General features: G+C 68.4%; 21 protein-coding genes. 10 read left to right on the forward strand and 11 right to left on the reverse strand.

What is annotated here, in order from left to right; translation table 11 throughout:
• Window positions 1-112 precede the first annotated feature (112 nt).
• From ACFV15_RS33205 to ACFV15_RS33235, 7 genes are read right to left on the reverse strand one after another with little or no spacing between them, the layout of a single operon-like run.
• Window positions 113-1216 (reverse strand): MBL fold metallo-hydrolase, encoded by a 1104-nt coding sequence (locus ACFV15_RS33205; protein ID WP_378355365.1) that lies wholly within the window; start codon window positions 1214-1216, stop codon window positions 113-115.
• 9 nt (window positions 1217-1225) lie between these two features.
• On the reverse strand, window positions 1226-2248 hold the full coding sequence (locus tag ACFV15_RS33210) for a fatty acid desaturase family protein (RefSeq protein WP_378355367.1): 1023 nt from the start codon (window positions 2246-2248) through the stop codon (window positions 1226-1228).
• A gap of 54 nt (window positions 2249-2302) precedes the next feature.
• A complete protein-coding gene (locus tag ACFV15_RS33215) occupies window positions 2303-3196 on the reverse strand; it encodes an acyl-CoA dehydrogenase family protein (RefSeq protein ID WP_378355369.1) in 894 nt (297 codons plus the stop codon).
• On the reverse strand, window positions 3193-4071 hold the full coding sequence (locus ACFV15_RS33220) for an acyl-CoA dehydrogenase family protein (protein WP_378355371.1): 879 nt from the start codon (window positions 4069-4071) through the stop codon (window positions 3193-3195). The genes ACFV15_RS33215 and ACFV15_RS33220 overlap by 4 nt, the downstream gene beginning before the upstream one ends.
• Window positions 4068-5198, reverse strand: a complete 1131-nt coding sequence (locus ACFV15_RS33225; RefSeq protein ID WP_378355373.1) for an acyl-CoA dehydrogenase family protein — start codon at window positions 5196-5198, stop codon at window positions 4068-4070. The genes ACFV15_RS33220 and ACFV15_RS33225 overlap by 4 nt, the downstream gene beginning before the upstream one ends.
• The gene (locus ACFV15_RS33230; RefSeq protein ID WP_378355375.1) at window positions 5198-6040 is read right to left on the reverse strand and encodes an enoyl-CoA hydratase; all 843 of its coding nucleotides are present in this window, start codon (window positions 6038-6040) and stop codon (window positions 5198-5200) included. Before ACFV15_RS33230 ends, ACFV15_RS33225 begins: the two co-directional genes overlap by 1 nt.
• On the reverse strand, window positions 6037-7533 hold the full coding sequence (locus ACFV15_RS33235; RefSeq protein ID WP_378355432.1) for a FadD3 family acyl-CoA ligase: 1497 nt from the start codon (window positions 7531-7533) through the stop codon (window positions 6037-6039). Before ACFV15_RS33235 ends, ACFV15_RS33230 begins: the two co-directional genes overlap by 4 nt.
• A gap of 65 nt (window positions 7534-7598) precedes the next feature.
• On the opposite strand from ACFV15_RS33235, the gene ACFV15_RS33240 reads away from it, so the two are divergent.
• The 9 genes from ACFV15_RS33240 (at window position 7599) to ACFV15_RS33280 (ending at window position 15955) form a co-directional block, all read left to right on the forward strand.
• Window positions 7599-8726: an acyl-CoA dehydrogenase family protein gene (locus ACFV15_RS33240; protein ID WP_378355434.1), complete on the forward strand. Its 1128-nt coding sequence runs from the start codon at window positions 7599-7601 to the stop codon at window positions 8724-8726.
• Complete coding sequence (locus ACFV15_RS33245) at window positions 8723-9487, forward strand: SDR family oxidoreductase (protein ID WP_378355377.1); 765 nt, start codon at window positions 8723-8725, stop codon at window positions 9485-9487. Before ACFV15_RS33240 ends, ACFV15_RS33245 begins: the two co-directional genes overlap by 4 nt.
• Entirely contained in the window at window positions 9480-10073 is a 594-nt protein-coding gene (locus tag ACFV15_RS33250; protein ID WP_378355379.1) for a TetR/AcrR family transcriptional regulator, read from the forward strand. The genes ACFV15_RS33245 and ACFV15_RS33250 overlap by 8 nt, the downstream gene beginning before the upstream one ends.
• Complete coding sequence (locus ACFV15_RS33255) at window positions 10066-11217, forward strand: acetyl-CoA C-acetyltransferase (protein ID WP_378355380.1); 1152 nt, start codon at window positions 10066-10068, stop codon at window positions 11215-11217. The genes ACFV15_RS33250 and ACFV15_RS33255 overlap by 8 nt, the downstream gene beginning before the upstream one ends.
• 95 nt (window positions 11218-11312) lie before the next feature.
• Entirely contained in the window at window positions 11313-13139 is a 1827-nt protein-coding gene (locus tag ACFV15_RS33260; RefSeq protein WP_378355382.1) for a peroxidase family protein, read from the forward strand.
• A gap of 10 nt (window positions 13140-13149) precedes the next feature.
• Window positions 13150-14100, forward strand: a complete 951-nt coding sequence (locus ACFV15_RS33265) for a sensor histidine kinase (protein ID WP_378355384.1) — start codon at window positions 13150-13152, stop codon at window positions 14098-14100.
• Window positions 14100-14705, forward strand: coding sequence for a LuxR C-terminal-related transcriptional regulator (locus tag ACFV15_RS33270; RefSeq protein ID WP_378355436.1), 606 nt, complete (start codon window positions 14100-14102; stop codon window positions 14703-14705). Before ACFV15_RS33265 ends, ACFV15_RS33270 begins: the two co-directional genes overlap by 1 nt.
• Window positions 14706-14783: 78 nt before the next feature.
• Window positions 14784-15482 carry a PP2C family protein-serine/threonine phosphatase gene (locus ACFV15_RS33275; protein WP_378355386.1) on the forward strand — a complete coding sequence of 233 codons (699 nt, stop codon included), beginning with the start codon at window positions 14784-14786 and terminating at the stop codon, window positions 15480-15482.
• A complete protein-coding gene (locus ACFV15_RS33280; protein ID WP_378355438.1) occupies window positions 15482-15955 on the forward strand; it encodes a GNAT family N-acetyltransferase in 474 nt (157 codons plus the stop codon). Before ACFV15_RS33275 ends, ACFV15_RS33280 begins: the two co-directional genes overlap by 1 nt.
• A 25-nt stretch (window positions 15956-15980) precedes the next feature.
• On the opposite strand, the gene htpG is transcribed toward ACFV15_RS33280, so the two are convergent.
• The gene (htpG, locus tag ACFV15_RS33285; RefSeq protein ID WP_378355388.1) at window positions 15981-17864 is read right to left on the reverse strand and encodes a molecular chaperone HtpG; all 1884 of its coding nucleotides are present in this window, start codon (window positions 17862-17864) and stop codon (window positions 15981-15983) included.
• 48 nt (window positions 17865-17912) lie between these two features.
• Window positions 17913-18524, reverse strand: a complete 612-nt coding sequence (locus ACFV15_RS33290; RefSeq protein WP_378355389.1) for a LysE family translocator — start codon at window positions 18522-18524, stop codon at window positions 17913-17915.
• Window positions 18525-18553: 29 nt separating this feature from the next.
• Here ACFV15_RS33290 and ACFV15_RS33295 point away from each other — a divergent pair, with 29 nt between their 5' ends.
• On the forward strand, window positions 18554-20044 hold the full coding sequence (locus ACFV15_RS33295; RefSeq protein ID WP_378355391.1) for a PLP-dependent aminotransferase family protein: 1491 nt from the start codon (window positions 18554-18556) through the stop codon (window positions 20042-20044).
• On the opposite strand, the gene dinB is transcribed toward ACFV15_RS33295, so the two are convergent.
• Both dinB and ACFV15_RS33305 read right to left on the reverse strand, forming a co-directional pair.
• Window positions 19983-21170 carry a DNA polymerase IV gene (gene dinB / locus ACFV15_RS33300; RefSeq protein WP_378355393.1) on the reverse strand — a complete coding sequence of 396 codons (1188 nt, stop codon included), beginning with the start codon at window positions 21168-21170 and terminating at the stop codon, window positions 19983-19985. The genes ACFV15_RS33295 and dinB overlap by 62 nt on opposite strands.
• Before the next feature lie 96 nt (window positions 21171-21266).
• Entirely contained in the window at window positions 21267-22037 is a 771-nt protein-coding gene (locus tag ACFV15_RS33305) for an alpha/beta fold hydrolase (RefSeq protein ID WP_378355395.1), read from the reverse strand.
• Between the last annotated feature and the right edge of the window lie 7 nt (window positions 22038-22044).

A 22044-nucleotide genomic window follows, 5' to 3' on the forward strand; every position in this document is an offset into this window, starting at 1 on the left:
AAGAGTGGATCTTAGTCGACTTCTCTTCTACCAGGAGCCGCGTCTATCACAGCCTTGACACCACAACCCCAGCCCTAACTACCCGGCATTGGGTTCTAACCGGCCATACCACTCACGACCCCACCGAGAGGGCTTGCCACCAGGGGTCGACGGCGGGCGGGGCCGAGACGTCGACGCGCTCGCCGGGCCTCGGGATCGCCAGCTCGACGTCGTGGGCCTTCGCCTCGCGCCAGACGCGGTCGGCCGGCTCGGTCCACGGATGCATGGCCAGCGTGAAGGTGGCCCAGTGCACCGGGACCAGCAGGCGGGCGCGCACGTCGAGATGGGTGGCGACGCCTTCCTCCGGGGTCATGTGGATGTCCGGCCACTCCGGGGCGTACGCGCCGATCTGGATCAGCGCGGCGTCGAACGGGCCGTGCTCCTCGCCGATCTTGGCGTAGCCGTCGAAGTAGCCCGAGTCGCCCGTGTAGAAGACGCGATGCGACGGTCCGGCGAGGACCCACGACGTCCACAGGGTGCCGTCGTTGGACAGGCCGCGGCCCGAGAAGTGCTGAGCCGGCGTCGCCACGAAACGGACGCCGGCGACCGTGGCCTCTTCGTTCCAGTCGAGCTCGATGATCCGCGACGCCGGGACCTGCCAGCGCTCCAGGTGCGCGCCGATGCCCAGCGGCACGAGGAACGGGGCGGTCTGCGTCTTGAGCAGGGTCCGCACCGTCGGCATGTCCAGGTGGTCGTAGTGATCATGGGAGATGACGATCGCGTCGATCCGGCCCAGTGACTCGATCGGCTGCGGCGGCTCGTGGAGCCGCTTCGGACCGGCGAAGGCGGCGGGGGAGACGCGCGCGCCCCACACCGGGTCGAGCAGCACCCTGGCGCCGTCGATCTCGGCCAGTGTGGACGCGTGCCCGAACCAGGTGAGGTGCAGCCCCTCGGCGCGCGGCGGCAGCGCGTCGCGGACGATCGGGATCTCACCGGCCGGTTTGCGCTGCTTGCGGGTCTCGCCGAAGAACATCTCCCGGAAGATCTCGCGATAGGTCGAGGCGGGCATCTCGCGGCGGGGCGCGGTGTTGCGGAACGTCCCGTCCGCGTACTGCGGCGAGCGCCGCATGCGGTCCGCCCTGGCCCCGGTCGCTTTCGCGCCGAACGCCGCGGGCAGGTCCTTCAGTGCCCAGGCGGCGCCTGCCACTCCCAGCGCCGCCGCGATCCTCTTCTTCATACTTCGAGTCTACGAGCGGTTCCTGAGAGGTTCCCCAGACTCGTGGAGGCTGCGCAGCACCTGTGCGTACGAGTCGACGAGGCTCGTCTGGCAATACGGGATGTCCAGCTCGGCGCAGTACTGCTCGACGATGACCTGTGCCTGGCCGAGATGCGGCGACGGCATGCTCGGGAACAGGTGATGCTCGATCTGGTAGTTGAGCCCGCCGAGCGCAAGGTCGGTGATCCGTCCACCTTGGACATTGCGCGAGGTCAGCACCTGCTTGCGGAGGAAGTCGAGCTCGGTCTTGCCGGTGAGGATCGGCATGCCCTTGTGGTTGGGCGCGAAGATCGATCCCATGTAGATGCCCCACAGCGCCTGGTGGAGCACGATGAACACCACGGCCTTGCCGGGCGACAGCACGGTGAACACGGCGGCGAGGTACAGCACGACGTGCGCGGTGAGCAGGCTGCCTTCGATCCACTTGTGCTTCAGCGACTTGCTGAACAGCGCGCGGAAACCGGAAACATGCAGGTTGAAGCCTTCGAGCGTGAGCAGCGGGAAGAACAGGAACGCCTGGTAGCGGCCGATGAACGCGGGAACGCCACGCGCCACGCGTGCCTGCTTCTTGGACCAGACCAGCACATCCGGCTCGACATCCGGGTCGAGCTCGTCGTGGTTCGGGTTGGCGTGGTGGCGGGTGTGCTTGTCCATCCACCAGCCGTAGCTCATGCCGATGCCGAAGTTGCCCACCGCCCAGCCCACGATCTCGGTCGGCCGCCGCGTCCGGAACACCTGGCGGTGCGCCAGGTCGTGCGACAGCAGGGCGACCTGGGCGAACATCACGGCGAAGAAGACCGCGAGCCCGAGCGACCACCAGCTGTCACCGAGGAAGGCGAAGCCGACCCAGCCCGCGGCGAAGAGGCCGATCACCAGTGAGAATCGCGCGATGTAGTAGCCAGGGCGCCGACGGAGGAGGTCCGCCTCGGAGACGCGCCGGGTGAGCCGCGCGAAATCACTACCGGGCGGCGAGAGAACTTCATTAGTGGTCACACCCCACACACTGACAGGTGGCCCGGCGCGCGGGAATACTGTGGACCACAAAGTTCATGCTGGGGTTTGCCCTACCCTCGCCAGATGTTCGCGGGGCGAGCCGAATAGCTGGGCGCTCAGATGTGCCCGCTTGAAGTACCGGTGCGCCTCGTGTTCCCAGGTGATCGCGATGCCGCCGTGGAGCTGGATCATCTCGGCGGCGACCGCGCAAAATGCCTCTGAGCAGTACACTTTCGCGATCGCGGCCATCCGCTCGGAGGTCGCGGCATAGGCCGCGGAGCGTGCGGTCTCGATCAACACGTACAGGTCGGCCATGCGGTGTTTGAGTGCTTGAAACCCGCCGATCGCCCGGCCGAACTGCTTTCGTCGCTTGCAGAATTCCACTGTGATGTGCAACGCTCGCGCGGCCGCGCCCGCCTGTTCGGCGGCCAGCACCGCCAAGGCGACATCTCTTACCTGGTTGAGGTTGACTTCCCCGACGGGGTGTGCATCGACGATTTCGACGCTCGCCAGGCGTCGTGTCTCGTCCATTGTCGGCGTGTGGCGCGTGTGTGCGCTGTCCACTTCGTACAGTGTATTTCCCTTGACGGCCAGCAGGATCTCGGCGGTGTCGCCGTCGACGACGTACTCGCCGGTAAGTGCCAACGCGCCGGTGATGCCCTCGGCCAGCCGGGGCAGCAAGCGCTTGCGGGCCGTTTCGTCCTCAGTGGACAGCAGGGCCTGGGTGGCCAGAACCGTGCTCAGGAAAGGGACATCGGCCAGAACTCGGCCCAGTTCCTCGGCGACGATCTGGAGCTCGGTCAGTCCGGCGCCGAGCCCGCCGTATTCTTCGGGAATCGCCAATGCCGTTACGCCGATTTGACACAGCGCCTGCCATGGCTCCGGGTTGCGCTCCAGTGCGGTTCGCACCGAGGCGCGCAGTGCTTCCTGTTCCTCGGTGAAGCTCACAACGACTCCAATACACGCGCCCGGTGAAATCCCTGTGTGCCCCAGGCGGCGACCAGCGCCCGCACCTTGGTGAGCCGGGCACCCAAGGGATGTTCGGCCGTATAGCCAATCGCGCCGTGGACCTGGAGACCGGTCCGCGCGGCGAGATGGGCGGCGTCGGCGACGGCGACTTTCGCTGCCGAGACATCGCGGGGAAGCAGGCTCAACGCGGCCGCGTACAGCAGTGGCTTGGCGAGTTCGAGCCGGGTGACGACGTCGGCGAGCAGATGTTTGATCGCTTGGTACTGGCCGATTTCCCGGCCGTATTGCTTTCGTTGTTTGGCATAAGCAACAGAAGTGTCCAGTAGCCAGCGGCCTAGGCCTAGCAACTGGGCGGTGGTCGCGAGCGCACCGAGTTCGAACGCGCGTGCCGTGTCGGCCGCGGCGCCGATGACCTCGCCGGGCTCGACCTCGAACAGCCTGCGTGATTTGTCCACAGAGGACAGCATGCGTCCCGCGGTGAAGGTTCTCAGCGCGGCACCGTCCACGAAGAGCTTCGCTTCGGCGGTGTCCGCGTCCAACGCGTAGGGCACGTGCGGCCGGTACACAATGGACGCCAAGGTTTCGCCTGCCGCCACACTGGCGAGGATTTCGTCGTCGAGCAGAGCCGGGAGCACGGCGACCGTGTCGACCCACGGGCCCGGCGTGGCGTGGTAGCCGAGCTGATCGAAGGCGACCACGAGGTCGATCGCGCTCGCGTCGAGCCCGTCGAATCGTTCGGGGACGAGCAAAGCCGGGACGCCCAGTTCGGCGAGGCCCTTGGGCCCGGTGTCGGTCAGGCACGCGTCGATGCTGGCCGCGAAGTCGAGTTGTTCCTGGGAGAGCGCGAACCTCATCGGTCACCTCGCGGCAGGCCGAGCAGGCGTTCGGCGACGGTGGTGCGCTGGATCTGGTCGGTGCCGCCGTAGATCGGCCCGGCGAGTGAGAACAGCCAGCCGTCCGACCAGCCGTCCACTTCGGCCTCCGGGCCGAGCAGATCCAGCGCCGTCTCGTGCAGTGCGACGTCCAAGTGTGACCAGAAAAGCTTGTTGACACTGGACTCGGGCCCGAGCTGCCCGCCTTCGGCGAGCCTGGTCACCGTGCCGAACGTGTACAGCTGATACGCCCGCGCGCCGATCCAGGCGTCCGCGACCCGGTCCGCGACCTCGACCGGGCGGCCGCGCCGAGACCATTCGCCGACGAGCCGATCCGCGGCGGCGAGGAAGCGGCCCGGGCTGCGCAACGACAGTCCGCGCTCGTTGTTGGCCGTGGTCATGGCGACCTTCCAGCCTGCGCCGACCGGCCCGATGACGTCCACATCGGACACGAAGACGTCGTCGAAGAAGATCTCCGCGAACCCGGGTTCACCGTCGAGCTGGGGGATCGGGCGCACGGTCACGCCTTCTGACCGCAGGTCGGCCATGAAGTACGTCAGTCCTTTGTGGCGAGTGCTCGCCGGGTCGCTGCGGAAGAGTCCGAACGCGTGATCGGCGAAGGTGGCACGCGAACTCCACGTCTTCTGACCGTTGAGAAGCCAGCCACCTTCGACGCGGGTCGCGGTGCTGCGCAACGCGGCGATGTCGCTGCCCGCTTCGGGTTCTGACCAAGCCTGCGCCCAGACTTCTTCGGAGCGCGCCATTTTCGGGAGTATCCGGCGTTGTTGTTCTTCGGTGCCGTGGGAGAACAGCGTCGGCGCTAGCATGAAGATGCCGTTTTGGTTGACCCGCAAGGGTGCGCCCGCGGCGTAGTACTCCTCCTCGAACAGCACCCATTCCAGCAGGCTCGCGTCCCGTCCGCCGAATTCCGCAGGCCACGACACGACCGACCAGCGTGCGTCGGCCAGCCGCGCTTCCCACTCGCGATGCTCGGCGAAGCCTTCGGCGGTATCGAAGGAAGCCAGGCGGCGGTCCGGCACATTCGAGCGAAGCCAGTCGCGGGCTTCGTCGCGAAAGGCGATCGCGGCAGCGTCGAGGTCGAGGTCCATCAGGATTTCCGGTTCGCGTCACGCATGGAGCGGGCGTCCTGGCCGCCGAGCGAGTCACCACCGGACAGCTCGGCGTTGTGGGCGTGCGCGAAGTGATGCAACCCGAACACCGAGTCCATTCCGGACCGCAGCCCCATCAGGTCTTCGGCCTGGTTGACCGCCTTCTTCGCCAGCGCGAGACCGAAACGTGGCATCTCGGCGATCTTCTCCGCGAGCGCGAGCGTCTCGCTCTCGAGGTCGTCACGCGGCACGACGCGGTTGAGCATGCCCCATTCCTTGGCCTGCTGGGCGCTGAACCGTTCGCCGGTGAACAGCACTTCCTTGGCCGCGCGCGGGCCGAGCACCCACGGGTGCGCGAAGTACTCGACGCCCGGGATACCCATACGCACCACGGGATCGGCGAAGAACGCGTCGTCCGAGGCGACGATCAGGTCGCACACCCACGCGAGCATCAGCGCGCCCGCGATGCACGCGCCCTGCACGCTCGCGATGGTCGGCTTCGGGATTTCCCGCCAGCGGCGGCACATCCCGAGATAGACCTCCGACTCGCGGGCGAACCGCTGGTCACCGCCCTCGGCGCCGACGTGGTCCCACCACAGCACCGCCTTACGCTCGAATGAGACGTCGGCGTCACGACCCGGCGAGCCGATGTCGTGCCCCGCCGAGAAATGCTTGCCCTCACCGGCGAGCACGATGACCTTGACCTCGTCGTCTTCGACCGCGCGCTGGAACGCCGCGTCGAGGGCGTACGTCATGGCCGAGTTCTGCGCGTTGCGGTACTCGGGCCGGTTCATGGTCACGATCGCGACCGGCCCGCGCCGCTCGTACCGAACCTCGCTCATGGATTTTCCTCTCGCAGCACGCGTTTCAGTACTTTTCCGGAGGCGTTGCGCGGCAGTTCGTCGCGGAATTCGACGAACCGCGGTTGCTTGTAGTTGGCGAGGTTCTTCTTGCAGTAGGCGAAAACGTCCTCTTCGGACAGTTCGCCCCGACGCAGGATGAACGCCTTGCCGACTTCGCCGAGCAGCTTGTCGGGCACCCCGATCACGGCGGACTCCGCGACCCCGTCCAGCCAGGCCAGCGCCTGCTCGACTTCGGCGGGGTAGACGTTGAACCCGCCGACCACGTACATGTCCTTGATGCGGTCGGTGATCCGCAGGTAGCCGCGGTCGTCGAGCACGCCGACGTCGCCGGTGTGCAGCCAGCCGTCGGCGTCGATCGCCTTCGCGGTGGCCTCGGGATCGTCGAGGTAGCCGAGCATCATGTTGGGGCCACGCAACAGGACCTCGCCGAACTCGCCCAGTTTCACCTCGAACCCGGCGGTCGCGCGGCCGGAGAACCGCGCCACGGTCGCCTTGTCGTCACCGGGACGGGACATCGTCGCGACGACCGCTTCGGTGAGGCCGTAGCCGGTGAGCACGGTCTCGAAGCCGATCTCGGTCTGCATGCGCTCGACCAGCGCTTCGGGCACGGTCGCCGCGCCGGTCACGGCCAGGCGCAGGCTGGAGAGGTCGTGCGTCAGGCGTTCGGGCGCGTCGAGCAGCACCTGATAGATCGTGGGCGCTCCCGGCAGCACGCTGATCCGCTCCGATTCGATGAGCCGCAACGTCTCGTGGACGTCGAAGGTCCGCTGCGGCACGATCGCCACCCCGCGCAGGAGCGCCGCGACAATGCCCGCCTTGTAACCGAAGCTGTGGAAGAACGGGTTGACCACGAGGTACCGGTCGCGCTCGCTCAGCTCACCGCACTCGCCCCAGGCGTCGGCCACCGCGAGTGTCCGGCGGTGGCTGGTCATCGCGCCCTTGCTCTGGCCGGTGGTGCCGGAGGTGAACAGGATGTCGCTCACGTCGTCCGGGCCGACCTGCGGCAACGCGCCGACGTAGTGCGGGATGTCGGCCCATTCGGTGACGCCGTCGCGTGGCGTTTCCTCGCCTTCGACCGGGATGCGGAGCACGGTCGGAGGGTGTTCGCCGCCGAGGTCGGCGAGCCGGTCGACACCGAGGAAGGTGCCGGTGATGATCAACGCCGCCGCGTCGCTGCGGCGCAGGATGTCACTCGTCTCGCGCGCGGTGAAGCGGGTGTTGATCGGGACGAGCGTCGCGCCCGCGGTCAGCGTGCCGAGTGCGGCGACGACCCAATGCCAGGTGTTGGGCGCGCAGATCGCGACGCGGTCGCCGCGGTGGACCCCCGCATTGACCAGGAAGCCCGCCACATCACGGGCATGGGCGCGCAGCTCGCGGTAGGTGAGGCGCACGTCGCCGTCGGCCAGCGCCTCGCGGGCGCCGAACCGTTCGGCCGCGGCTGACAGTGCCGCCGGGATCGTCTCTTCCATCAGAAGGTCTCCCTAGCAAGTGCTTGGTAGGGTAGCCTACGCAGGAGCTCGCCAGATGTCGACAGGTGGTGAATCCGGTGTTCCGTGACGAGGTCAGAGCCTGGCTCGAAGCTAACCTCAGCGGCGAATTCGCCGCGCTCAAAGGACTTGGCGGACCCGGCCGCGACCACGAGGCCTACGAGGAACGCGTGGTCTGGGAGCGGCATCTCGCCGCCGCGGGCTGGAGCTGTCTCGGCTGGCCGGTCGAGCACGGCGGCCGCGGCGCGACGCTCGACGAGCAGGTGATCTTCCACGAGGAGTACGCGCGGGCGGACGCGCCGGCGACGGTCGGGCACATCGGGCAGAATCTGCTCGGCCCGACGCTGATCGCGTTCGGCACCCCCGCGCAGCAGCAGCGCTTTCTCCCCAAGATCCGCTCGGTCGAAGAGCTGTGGTGTCAGGGCTACTCCGAACCCGGCGCCGGGTCCGACCTCGCGGCGGTCTCGACGACGGCCAGGCTCGAAGACGGCGAATGGGTGTTGCACGGCCAGAAAGTCTGGACGTCGCACGCGCATCTCGCCGACTGGTGCTTCGTGCTGGCGCGGACCGAACCGGGCTCGAAACGCCACAAAGGACTGTCCTATCTGCTCGTTCCCATGCGGCAACCCGGCGTCGACGTGCGGCCGATCCGCCAGCTCACCGGCACCTCCGAGTTCAACGAGGTCTTCTTCGACGGCGCGCGCACCGCCGCCGACCTGGTCGTCGGCGAACCTGGCGACGGCTGGCGCGTCGCCATGGGCACGCTCGGCTTCGAACGCGGGGTCGCCACCCTCGGCCAGCAGGTCGGGTTCCGTCGTGAGCTTCAGGCGTTGAACGACCTGGCCGACCCCGATGACCCGATCATCGCGGAACGGCTCCAGCGGGCGTGGGTGGGTTTGGAAGTCATGCGCGCGCACGCGATACGCACGCTCGGCGACACGTCGCCCGGTGTCGCGGAAGTGTCCAAACTGGTCTGGTCGAACTGGCACCGCTCGCTCGGCGAGCTGGCGATGATGATCCGCGGTGAGCGCGGCATGCTCGCCGAGGACGGGCTCGATCAGTGGCAGCGGCTGTTCCTGTTCAGCCGGGCGGACACCATCTACGGCGGCTCCAACGAGATCCAGCGCAACGTCATCGCCGAGCGCGTGCTCGGCCTGCCGAGGGAGGCCCGGCCGTGATCCCGGTTCCGAAATATCCCGAGGGTGCGAACCTGGTGCGGGACAAGGTGGTCGTGGTGACGGCCGCCGCCGGCACCGGCATCGGGTCGGCGGTCGCCAAACGCTGCGTCGAGGAAGGCGCCCGTGTCGTCATCAGCGACTGGCACGAGCGGCGGCTCGCCGTCAAAGCCGAGGAACTCGGGGTACACGCCATCCCGTGCGATGTCACACAGGAAGATCAGGTGCAGGCGCTCATCGACGGCGCGTCCGGCCACTTCGGACGGATCGACGTGCTGATCAACAACGCCGGGCTCGGCGGTTCGAAGTCTATTGTGGACATGACCGACGACGAATGGTCACGGGTCATCGACGTCACGCTCAACGGGACCTTCCGCGCCACCAGGGCGGCGGTCAAGAAGTTCATCGAGCAGGGTGGCGGCGGCGCGATCGTCAACAACGCGTCCGTGATCGGCTGGCGCGCGCAGGCCGAGCAAGCGCACTACGCGGCCGCGAAAGCCGGTGTCATGGCGTTGACACGCTGCGCGGCCGTCGACGTGGCCCGGCACGGGATCCGGGTCAACGCCGTCGCGCCGAGCCTTGCGATGCACCCGTTCCTCGCCAAGGTGACCAGCGAGGAGCTGCTCGCCGAACTCACCGAGCGCGAGGTTTCCGGGAGGGCGGCGGAACCCTGGGAAGTCGCCAATGTCATGGTGTTCCTAGCCAGCGACTACGCGTCCTATTTGACCGGTGAGGTTGTGTCAGTGAGCAGTCAGCATGCCTAAGCCAGGTGGCTCCCGCCGAGCCGAACTGCTGTCCTTGGCCGCGCGCCTGTTCGCCGAGCGCGGCTTCGTCTCGACGACCGTGCGCGACATCGCCGACGCGGCAGGCATCCTGTCCGGGAGCCTCTATCATCATTTCGACTCGAAGGAGTCGATGGCCGACGAGATCCTCACCGGCTTCCTCGACGAGCTTTTCGGTACCTACGCGGAGATCGTGGCGGCCGAGCACGGCCCGCGCGAGACGCTCGAAGCGGTCGTCACCGCCTCGTTCGACTCGATCCACCGGCGGCCCGCCGAGGTCGCGATCTATCAGAACGAAGCGAAACACCTCATGCAGCTGCCGAGGTTCGCCTACCTGGTCGACCGCAACGCCGAGTTCCGCAAGCTGTGGAACGGGATTCTCGCCGACGGTGTCAGCGAGGGAGTGTTCCGGCAGGACCTCGACGTCGAGCTGGTCTACCGGTTCATCCGCGACACCGTCTGGGTGGCCGTCCGCTGGTACAACCCTGACGGCGCACTGACTTCCGACGCCGTCGCGAAGCAGTATCTCGGCATTCTCCTCGACGGGATCGGGACGAAAAGTGGCTGAAGCGTACATTGTGGACGCGGTGCGCACCGCGGTCGGGAAGCGCGGCGGAGCACTCAGCGGTGTCCACTCCGCGGACCTGGCCGCCCATGTGATCACCGCGCTCGTCGAGCGTTCCGGCGTCGATCCGGCGCTCGTCGACGACGTCATTCTCGGCTGCACGGACACGATCGGCTCGCAGGCAGGCAACATCGCCCGCACGGCGTGGCTCGCGGCGGGCTATCCGAACCACGTGCCGGGCGTGACCGTCGACCGGCAGTGCGGGTCGAGCCAGCAGGCCGTGCATTTCGCCGCGCAGGCGATCATGTCCGGCACGCAGGATCTCGTCGTCGCCGGCGGCGTGCAGAACATGAGCCAGGTCCCTATCAGCGCCGCGATGATCGCCGGTCGCGAATACGGTTTCGATGATCCGTTCTCCGGCTCGAAGGGCTGGCAAGAGCGGTTCGGCGGCGCGGAAGTGTCACAGTTCCGGAGCGCGGACATGATCGCGGGACACTGGGACATCACGCGGGAAGCGATGGAGGAGTACGCGTTCTCGAGTCATCAGCGTGCGCTGGCTGCCATCGACTCCGGCCGGTTCGAGCGGGAAATCGTGCCGTTCGAGCGATTCCGGCTCGACGAGGGGCCGCGCCGGGACACCAGTCTCGAGCGCATGGCCGGCCTGAAACCGCTCAGCGAAGGCTCGCGGATCACCGCGGCGGTGGCCTCGCAGATCTCGGACGGGGCGAGCGCCACCCTGCTGGCCTCCGAGGCCTTCGTGCGTGAGCACGGCCTGACGCCCCGCGCCCGCGTGCACCACCTTTCGGTGCGTGCGGCGGATCCGGTGTGGATGCTGACCGGGCCGATCCCCGCGACCTCGTACGCGCTGCGCCGTGCCGGAATGTCCATTGAGGACATCGACCTGTTCGAGGTGAACGAGGCGTTCGCGAGCGTCGTGCTCGCGTGGATCGAGGAGACCGGCGCCGATCCGGAGCGGGTGAACGTCAACGGCGGCGGCATCGCGCTCGGTCACCCGATCGGCGCGACCGGCACGAAACTGCTCACCACCCTGCTGCACGAACTCGAGGCGCGGGGCGGCCGCTATGGCCTCCAGACGATGTGCGAAGGCGGCGGCACCGCCAACGTGACCATCATCGAACGCCTCTGACCAGCGGTACGGACACCGCGAGAGCGCGGACCTCCGGGTTTTTCCAGGGATCGCTACGGATGTGCCGCGCACCTGATCGGCGCAAGCCTGGACGCATGAGAAAACGACATCGTGTGACCAAGGCGGTCGTCCCGGCCGTGGCGCTCGTCGTGCTGGCGAGCGGCACCGCGAGCGCGACGCCGCCGGAGTACCAGAGCCTCGACGGCAGCGGGAACAACCGCGCGCACCCGGAGTGGGGCGTGGCAGGGTCGGCGTATCTGCGGGTGGCGGGCGCCCGGTACGCGGACGGGCTCGGTGTGCCGGTCAGCGGGCCGAACGCCAGGCGGATCAGCAACCGGATCTTCAACGACACCGGCCAGCGGCTCGTGTCGCCGCGCGGGATGACCCAGTGGACCGCGACCTGGGGGCAGTTCCTCGACCACACCTTCGGGCTGCGCAAGGACGGCACCGAGATCCAGCCGATCCCCTTCGATCCTGCCGACCCGCTGGAACGGTTTCCGCGGGCCACCGGATTGCCGGTGCGGCGCAGCGCGACCGTGCCCGGAAGCGGGCCGCGGCAGCAGGTCAACCTGCTCGATTCGTACCTGGACGCGTTCGCGGTCTACGGCGGCACGGCCGAGCGGCTCGAATGGCTCCGCGAAGGACCGGTCGACGGGGACCTCGGCAACAACGGCGCGCGGCTGCTGCTGCCGGGCGGGATGCTGCCCAGGCGTGACGAACGCGGCGACAAGAACTCGGCGCCGGGCATGGACGACCCGATCGGGCTGGACGGGCGCGCGGCCGTCGCCGGGGATCACCGGGCCAACGAGAACATCGGGCTGCTGAGCGTGCAGAACCTGTTCGCCAGGGAGCACAACCGGATCGTCGACCGGCTGCCCCGCACGCTGCCGGAGGAGACGAAGTTCCAGATCGCGCGCCGGGTGGTCATCGCGACGCAGCAGTACATCACCTACGAGGAGTTCCTGCCGTCCCTGGGAGTGCGGCTGGCGCCTTACCGCGGCTACAACCCGCAGGTGAACCCGACGGTCGGCAACGAGTTCGCCACGGTGGGGTACCGGGCGCACAGCATGCTGAACGGCGATCTGCGGTTCAAGACCGAGGCGAGTCACTACTCCCAGGCACAGCTGGACGCGTTGCGCGCCAAGGGTTTGACAGTAACCGTCACCGGTGGCTTGGCGGAGATCAAGGTGCCGTCCGAGGTGGCGACGTTCAATCCCGACCTCGTCACGCAGCTTCAGCTCGGGCCGGTGCTGCAGGGACTGGGTGCGTACCCGCAGTCGGCCAGCGACGAGCAGATCGGGGACCTGGTGCGCAATATCGTCCTGCGGCGAGGTGACCAGATGGCCGTGTTCGACATCGGGGCCATCGACATAGAGCGCGGACGTGACCACGGCATGCCGACGTATCAGCAGCTCCGGCAGGCGTACGGGCTGGCGCCGAAGGCTTCGTTCAGCGCGGTCACCGGCGAGGCGACCGAGACGTTCCCCGCCGATCCCGAGCTGACACCCGGCGCGGAGATCGAGGATCCGGACGCGCTCGATTTCGTCCGGCTCTTCGACGCGGCGGGCAATCCCGTGCCGCCCGGTGGCGACACGGCCGTCAAGGGGGAGCGGCGGACCACGCTGGCGGCGCGGCTCAAGGCGCTCTACGGCGATGTGAACACGCTGGAGGCGTTTCCCGGACTGGTGTCCGAGAAGCCGGTGCCCGGCAGCGAGTTCGGCGAACTGCAGCTCGCGATCTGGAAGAAGCAGTTCGAGGCGATGCGGGACGGTGACCGGTTCTTCTACGGGAACGATCCGTCGCTGGCGGCCATCAAGGTGCTGTTCGGGATCGACTTCCGGCAGAACCTCGGCGACGTGATCGCCCGCAACACCGACGTCGCGCGCGGACAGCTGGCGGCGAACGTGTTCCGGATTCCCTAACATCGGGAGTGTGCGACCACGATGGCTGATTCTTTTGGGGTGTCTCGGTTTCTGCTCGCTCGGTGTGCTGGCCTGGGCGGTCGAGCACACGCCGCGCCCGAGCCTGCCGGTGGTCGTGGCGATCATGCTGACCGTGGTCGGGCTGGCGGTGCTGCCGTGGACACGGCTCGCCGCCGCCCGGCTGCGCGGCGACCACGAGGCGGACAGGCTGTTCCGCCGTGTGGTCGCCGTCTCGGCGTCGGCGGCGGCGGGTGGCGCGGCCGTCTCGGTGTTCCTGATCGGCGACACGCCCGCCGGCGCGGGGGTGGCGATGGCGTCCATCTTCGCCGCCGGGGTGCTCGCGCTGGTCGGGGCGGTGCTGTTGCCGTGGATCTACCTGCTGACCAGGACGATCACACGCGAGCGCGCGGCACGGGTCCGCGCGGAGGAACGCGCCGAGGTCGCGGCGCATCTGCACGATTCGGTGCTGCAGGCGCTGACCTTGATCCACAAGCGCACCGACGAGCCCGAAGTGCGGCGGCTCGCGCGCGGCACCGAGCGCGAGTTGCGGGCGTGGCTGTTCGGCAGGCCGTCGGAGGACGACTTCGCCGCCGCGATCGCGGACCTGGTCGCCGAGGTCGAGGACCGGTACGCGGTCGCCGTCGAGCTGGTCTCGGTCGGCAGCCGCGCGCTCGACGCCCCGGCCCGCGCGGTCGCGGGCGCGGTACGGGAGGCGTTGACGAACGCGGCGAAACACGCGGGGGTACGGGAGATGTCGGTGCTGGTGGAAGTGACGGAGACGGAGGTGTTCGCGCTGGCCAAGGATCGGGGCCGCGGCTTCGACCCCTCCGTCCACAATGGACCCGATCGGCGCGGCATCGTGGACTCGATCGAGGGCAGGGTCCGGCAGCACGGCGGCACCGCGGAGGTCCGTTCCGTCCCCGGTGAAGGCACCGAGGTCGAGATCAGGATGCCGCTGTGATCCGGGTCTTCCTCGTCGACGACCACGCGCTGGTCCGCTCGGGAGTACGCGCGGAGGTCGGTTCCTGCGTCGACATCGTCGGCGAGGCGGCGACGGTTTCCGAGGCCATCGACGGAATCCACGCACTCCGGCCGGACGTGGTCCTGCTCGACGTGCATCTGCCCGACGGCGGCGGCCTGGCGATACTGAACGCGGCTTCCTGCCCCGGCGTCCGCTGGCTGGCGCTGTCGGTGTCCGACGCGGCCGAGGACGTCATCGCGGTCATCCGCGGCGGCGCGCACGGCTACGTCACCAAGGCGATCTCGGGGCCCGACCTGTACGAGGCGATCAGCCGGGTCCACGATGGCGACGCCTACTTTTCCCCACGCCTGGCCGGTTTCGTGCTCGCCGCGTTCCACGGCGACCCGGAGCTCGACCAGCTCACCCCGCGTGAGCGTGACGTGCTGCGCCTGGTCGCGGCCGGGTACACGTACAAGGAAGTGGGCACGCGACTATCCATTTCGGCCAGGACGGTCGAGACGCACGCGGCGGCCGTGCTGCGCAAGCTCAGGCTGTCCAACCGGCGCGAACTCACGCGATGGGCGACGAACCGAGGCCTGACCTGAGCATTGGGTCGTGAGTGTTTTCGCCGGTTAGAACCGGCCGTACCACTCACGACCCCTGTTTCCGGCAGACTCGGGGACATGAGCATCAGCGCAGCCGCCGGGAACGAGATCGGCAATCGCTACCGCGAGAACTACGACGTCGCCCACCTGGGCGTCGAGCCGCTGCTCGCCATCGTGGCGGACGGCATGGGCGACGGCCGCGGCAGCGCCATGGCGGGCCGGACCACCGTCGGCACCATGGTCGAGCTGCTGAAAGCACCCGCCACGGCCGAATCGGTCCGTGAGGCGGTGGCCGCGGCCCAGCGGCGGGTCGGCGAGATCGGCGCCCAGCTCGGCGAGCTGACCGGCTGCACGCTGACCGCGCTGGTGCCCGCCGCGGACGGTTTCCTGATCGCGCAGGTCGGTGACTCCCGCGTCTACCGCCTGCGCGAAGGGCTACTGGAGTTGCTGACCACGGATCACACGATGGCCTGGCTGGGCGCGGTCCACGGCTGGTATCCGTTCGACTCGCCGCAGGCGTCCGCGGCGCGGTACCAGCTGACGCGGTACATCGGGCACCCCGCGCGGCCGGAACCCGATGTGCTCACCGTGTTTCCCCGGCCAGGCGATGTCTTCCTGCTGTGCACCGACGGGATCGCCGAACAGGTTCCGTACCACCGGATGCTGGAGATCCTGAGCCTGCCGAAGCCGCCCGAGGAACTGGTCCGGCAGCTGCTCGCGGACGCCGAAGCGGCGGGCGGGCGTGACAACGCGACCGCGATCGTGGTGAGGGTGTGATGATCGTGCTGCGCGAGCTCTCGCCGGATGACTGGGCCGGCTGGCGCGAGCTTCGGCTGGAAGCGCTGCGCGAGGCGCCAGAGGCGTTCGGCAGCACGCTCGCGGAGTGGTTGAACGCGCCGGAGTCACGGTGGCGCGGCCGTCTCGTCAACGTGCCGTTCAACGTTTTGGCCGAGTACGAGGGAAAGCCCGCCGGGATGGCGAGCGGGACGGCTCCCGACGAGAACGGCTCGATCGAGCTGCTCTCGATGTGGGTCGCGCCGTTCGCGCGCGGTCAGGGCGTCGCCGATGCGTTGGTGGAAGCCGTTGTCGAGTGGGCGCGTGGGAGTGGCGCGGCAAGGGTCGGGCTGCTGGTCTACGAAGCCAACGAGCGGGCGACCGCGCTGTACCGGCGGCGTGGGTTCGTGGAGGAGACGCTGGTCGCGGGCGAGCGGGTGATGGGTTTAAAGCTCGTGCGCGTCGCGGGCGGTTAGAGCCGCCCGCAACGCGCACGAGTCTTTACAGCGTCTGGGCGAGGCGGTCGGCCAGGAGCCGGGTGAAGCGCGGGGCGTCGTTCAGGTCCCCGCCCTCTGCGAGCAGCGCGAGGCCGTAGAGGAGCTCGGCCAGGCCGGCGTCGTCCTTGCCCTCGTCGTGGGCCTTGCGCAGGCCGGTGACCAGCGGGTGGGCCGGGTTGAGCTCGAGGATGCGCTTGATGTGCGGGACGTCCTGGCCCATCGCGCGGTACATCTTCTCCAGCGTGGGGGTGACGTCGTTCGCGTCGCCGACGATGCAGGCGGGCGAAGTGGTCAGGCGTGACGAGAGCCGGACCTCCTTGACGTTCTCCTCCAGCGACTTCGTCATCCAGGTGAGCAGTGACGCGAAGTCCTTCTGCTGCTGGTCACGCTCGGACTCGGCGTCCTTCTTCTCGTCCTCGGTGTCGAGGTCGACCTGGCCCTTGGCGATGGACTGGAACCGCTTGCCGTCGAACTCGCCGATCGAGTCGACCCACATCTCGTCGACCGCGTCGGTGAGGATCAGCACCTCGAAACCCTTGGCGCGGAACGCTTCCATGTGCGGCGAGTTCTCGATCGTCGACCGGGAGGCGCCGGTGAGGTAGTAGATGTGCTCCTGGCCCTCCTTCATACGCTCGATGTACTGGCGCAGAGTGAAAACCTTCTCGGCCTCGTGCGTGGTTTCGAACGACGAGATCTCGAGAATCGTCTCGCGGTTGTCGAAGTCGTTGACGAGACCTTCCTTGACCGCGGGGCCGAATTCCTTCCAGAACGTCTGGTACTTCTCGGTGTCCATCATGGACTTGACCGTCGAGAGCACCTTTTTGACCAGACGGCGGCGCATCAGCTGGATCTGGCGGTCCTGCTGCAGGATCTCGCGCGAAACGTTCAGCGAAAGGTCCTGCGCGTCGACGACACCCTTGACGAACCGCAGATACTCGGGCATCAGCGCTTCGCAGTCGTCCATGATGAACACGCGCTTGACGTAGAGCTGGACGCCGCGCTTGCGTTCGCGCATATAGAGATCCAGCGGCGCGTGCGACGGGATGAACAGCAGCGCCTGGTATTCGAACGTGCCTTCCGCCTTCATCTGGATGGTTTCCAGCGGATCGGTCCAGTCGTGGCTGATGTGCTTGTAGAACTCGTTGTACTCGGCCTCGGTGGCGTCGTCCTTCGACCGCGCCCAGAGCGCCTTCATCGAGTTGATCGTCTCGACCGAGGACTCGCCGTCGCGCTCGACGGTCATCCGGACCGGCCAGGTGATGAAATCGGAGTACCGCTGGACGATCTCCTTGATCTTCCAGTCGGCGGTGTAGTCGAAGAGGTGGTCCTCGGCGTCTTCCGGCTTGAGGTGCACGGTGACCGAGGTGCCCTGCGGCGCGTCCGCGACCGTCTCGATGGTGTACGTGCCCTCGCCGCCGGATTCCCAGCGGGTCGCCTCGGTCTCGCCCGCGTGGCGCGTCAGCAGGGTGACCTTGTCGCCGACCATGAACGCCGAGTAGAAACCGACGCCGAACTGGCCGATGAGCTCGGCGGAGGCGGCGGTGTCCTTCGCCTCCTTCATCTTGCGCAGCAGGTCGGCGGTGCCCGACTTGGCGATGGTGCCGATGAGGGTGATCACCTCCTCGCGCGACATGCCGATGCCGTTGTCGCGCACGGTCAGCGTGCGCGCTTCCTTGTCGACGTCGAGCGTGATGTGGAGGTCGGTGGTGTCGGCCTGCAGCTCCTTGTCCTGGAATGCCGCCAGCCGGAGCTTGTCCAGCGCGTCCGACGCGTTGGAGATGAGCTCGCGCAGGAAGATGTCCTTGTTCGAGTAGATCGAATGGACCATCAGCTGCAGGAGCTGGCGCGCCTCGGCCTGGAATTCGAGCGTCTCGATCTGCGTGTCCACCGCTGTCCTTTCTGGGAAAACTGCCTCGGCGGACATCATCTCAAAACGCTAGACGTCCCCGAATGCGAGCCTCGCGCCCAGGGCGGCGAACCCGCCCGCGAAAACCCGGCGCAGCCAGGTGAGCACCTTCGGCCGCGAGATGACATGCGAGCGGATCGCCGCGGCGAACCAGCCATAGGCCGCGAACACGACGAACGTCAGCGCCATGAAGACCGCGCTCAGCTCGATCATGTGCGCGAGCGCGCCCGGCTCGCCGCCGGGCACGAACTGCGGGAGGAACGCGACGAAGAAGATGGTCAGCTTCGGGTTGAGGATGTTGACCAGCACGCCCGACACCAGGGTCTTCAGCGCCGACCGGGGCTCGGGATCGGCGTCGACCGTCAGCGCCTCCTTGTCGCGCAGCGTGCTCCAGGCCATGAACAGCAGGTATGCGACGCCCAGGTACTTGAGCACCTGGAACGCGACCGCGCTGGTGTGCAGCAGCGCCGCGAGCCCGGTGATCGCGGCGATCAGGTGCGGCACGATGCCGAGCGTGCACGCGAACGCGGCCAGCAGGCTCGCGCGGACGCCACGCGAGAGCCCGGCCGCGATCGTGTAGAGCGCGCCGGTGCCGGGGGTGACGACCACGAGCAGCGCCGTCAGCAGGAACTCGATACTCATACGGACCAGCGTGCGGCCATAATGGTCCAATGGGTAGGTCCAAAGATGTCCAGCCGGATCGGACCAAAACCGGATCCGACTTCCTGCAGCTCAACCTCGGCGACGCGCCGGCGGGCGGCCTGGCGGACTGGCTGGCGCAGCGCTTGCGGATGGCGATCTCGGACGGCAGCCTGCCACTCGGCGGCAGGCTGCCCGCGACCCGCGCGCTCGCCGAGGACCTGCGCGTTTCGCGTGGTGTGGTGGTCGAGGCCTACCAGCGCCTGATCGAAGACGGCCACGCCGACGGCCGCGGCCGGGCCGGAACCGTCGTCGTCGCCGCGCCCGCGTCGCCCCGCCCGCAAGAGCCCGCCGACCGCCTTCCGAGCCCGTTCGGCGCCGACCCTGATCGGGACATCTTCGACGCCATCCGTGCCGCACCCGCCCGGATCGACCTCTCGCCGGGCGTGCCGGATCTGGCCGCCTTCCCACGGACGGCCTGGCTGCGTGCGGAACGCGCGGTGTTGAGCACGCTTTCGCCGTCCGACTTCGGTTATGGCGACCCGCGTGGTGCGCCCGCTTTGCGTGCGGCTGTCGCGAACTGGGTGGCCAGGAGCCGGGGGATCAGCGTGGACCCGGGCGAGGTGATCATCGTCGCCGGGGTCGCCCAGTCGCTCGCGCTGCTGGCGATGGTGTTGCGGCAGCGCGGGATCTCCGACGTGGCGGTGGAGGATCCGAGTTCGCTGGGCGCCCGCCAGCACTTGCACTACCTCGGGCTGAGCACTCCGCCGATTCCGGTCGACGGCCTGGGGATGCGGGTGGACGCGTTGCGCGAGAGCGGTGCTCCGGTCGTGCTGATGACACCCGCGCATCAGTTCCCGACCGGTGTTGTGCTCGACGGCGAGCGGCGCCGCGAGCTGATGCGCTGGGACGGCTTGATCATCGAGGACGACTACGACGCCGAGCACCGCTATGACCGCCCGCCGGTGCCCGCGTTGCGCTCGATGCTTGCCGAAAACGTTTGCTACACGGGAAGTGTGTCGAAACTGCTCGCGCCCGCGCTGCGCGTCGGCTGGCTGCTCGTGCCGTCCGAGTATCGCGAGGAGGTCGTGGCCGCCAAGCGGTGCGCGGACCTCGGCAATGCCGTGCTGCCGCAGCTGGTTCTCGCGCACCTGATGGAGTCCGGCGAGCTCGAGCGCCAGCTTCGCTTTGTGCGGCGACGGCATCGGCAGCGGCGCGACGTGATGATCGAGGCGTTGCGGACGCATCTGCCGGACGCGACCGTGCACGGTGCCGCCGCCGGGCTGCACCTGATGATCACGTTCGCCGGTGAGTCCGATGTGGACATCGCTGCCCGTGCACTCGACATGGGCGTCAAAGTGCAGCCGTTGTCATGGCACAGCCAGGTTTCCGGTCCGCCCGGCCTGGTGCTCGGGTACGCCGCGAACACGCCGACGGACATCGCCGAGGGCGTGGAGATCCTCAGTCGGGCAGCATCGGCATCTCCAGGTCGTCGGGGCGGCCGAGCAACGTCGCGCGCGTGATCGCCGACGAGCCGTAGCGGTCGCGGACCTGGTCCAGCGCGGTGTCGAGCGCGGTCGTCTCGTAGCCGTCGAAGGGCAGTTCGAGCTGGATCGCGTTGTCGCGGGTCAGGTTGGACAGCGCGACGCCGATCAAGGTCAGGCCTTGGTCTTCGATCAGCGTCCTGGCTTCGGCGAGCAGTTCGCGTGCCGCCGCGAGGATGACCTCGGTGTGCTCGGTCGGCTCCGGCAGGGTGTGCGAGCGGGTCGCGCGGGAGAAGTCGGCGAAGCGCAGGCGCAGTGTCACCGTGCGGCAGACGCGGTGCGCCGCGCGCAGGCGCCTGGCGAGGCGGTCGGCGATCGCGCTGAGGATGGTGTCGAGCTCTTCGGCGGATCTCCTGCTCCGGCCGAGCGCGCGCTGCGAACCCATCGAGCGACGGCGGCGGCCGACCTGGACGGACCGCGGGTCCTGGTTGTGCGCCAACGCGAACAGGTGACGTCCCGTGCCAGCGCCGAGCATCGAGACGAGCACCGGCTCGCTGAGCGCGGCGACCTGGCCGACCGTCTTGATCCCGCGCTCGCGCAGCTTGCCGGAGGTGACCTTGCCGACGCCCCAGAGCCGTTCGACCGGCAGCGGATGCAGGAACGCGAGCTCGCCGTCGTGCGGCACCACGAGCAGCCCGTCGGGCTTGGCCACGCCGCTGGCCACTTTGGCGAGAAATTTGGTCCGCGCCACGCCGACCGTGATCGGCAGCCCGACCTGCTCCGCGACGTCCCGCCGGAGCCGCGCGGCGATCTGGCTCGGCGTGCCCGAAATCCGCAGCAGGCCGCCGACGTCGAGGAACGCCTCGTCGATCGACAGGCCTTCGACGAGCGGGGTGGTGTTGCCGAAGACCTTGAACACGGCCTTGCTCGCTTCGGAGTAGGCCTTCATCCGAGGCGGCACGACGATCGCGTGCGGGCACAGGTGCCGCGCCTGCCGCCCGCCCATCGCCGTGCGCACGCCGAACGCCTTCGCCTCGTAGCTCGCCGCGAGCACCACCCCGCCGCCGACGATCACCGGCCGCCCGCGCAGCGCGGCGTCGTCCCGCTGCTCGACCGACGCGTAGAACGAGTCGAGGTCGGCGTGCAGGATCGGGCCTTCGAACATGTGTTCGAAGATATCAGAAGACCGCCTCGAAAAGGGTGGTGAGCGTGCCGATGAAGTCCGTGAGTGTTTCCCGACGGTTCTAACCGTCGGGAACACTCACGACAGCAACTCCCGCAGGGCGACCGCGAATTCCGCGGGGTTCCGCTGTGGCGCCAGATGTGCCCCAGGTGACTCCACGAACGGCAGGCCGAGTTCGAGTGCGAGTACCTTCGCGGGCTGGTAGTGGTACCGGCCCCGGCTTCCCACCCCGGCGGTCGGCACGATGTCCACGTGCGACTTGCGCAGGGCGCGCAGATCCGGCAGGTAGTCGAAGAACTCCGTGATCTCGCGGTCGAAGAGGAACTGCCATTCCTTCTCGTTCGGCAGCCGGACCGCGCGCAGGTCGGGCAGTGCCGCGCCCGCGATGCCGCCGACGAAGCGGGTGAAGGCGGCCATCAGGTCACCCGAACGGGCCAGCCGGACCTGCTGGGCGACGTCCTCGAGCCACGCCTGGGCGTCCGGCATGAGCTGGACGGCGGGCGGTTCGTGGGCGACCAGCGTCGACACCGCCGCCGGGTACCGGGAGACGAGGTCGAGGCCGATCAGCGCGCCCGCGCTGCTGCCGAAGACGCTCACCGGGCCGAGTGCGAGGTGGTCGAGGACGGCGAACGCGTCATCGGCGTGGCGGGTGACCGGGATGGGCCCCGAAGTGTGGTCTGAACTGTGGAAATGGCCTCGGCGGTCGTAGCTGACGATGGTGTGGCCGTCGAGGTGTTTCGCCATCGCCCGGTACGCGTCGGCGGCGCCGAGCCCACCCGCTATCAGCAGCAGCGGGGGGCCGTCGCCGGTGACACTCACATGCAGCTCACCGCCGGTCACCGGGATCATGAATCAA

Origin of the sequence: Amycolatopsis sp. NPDC059657, assembly GCF_042734395.1 — a bacterium.
In the GTDB taxonomy this organism is placed as follows: Bacteria; Actinomycetota; Actinomycetes; order Mycobacteriales; family Pseudonocardiaceae; genus Amycolatopsis.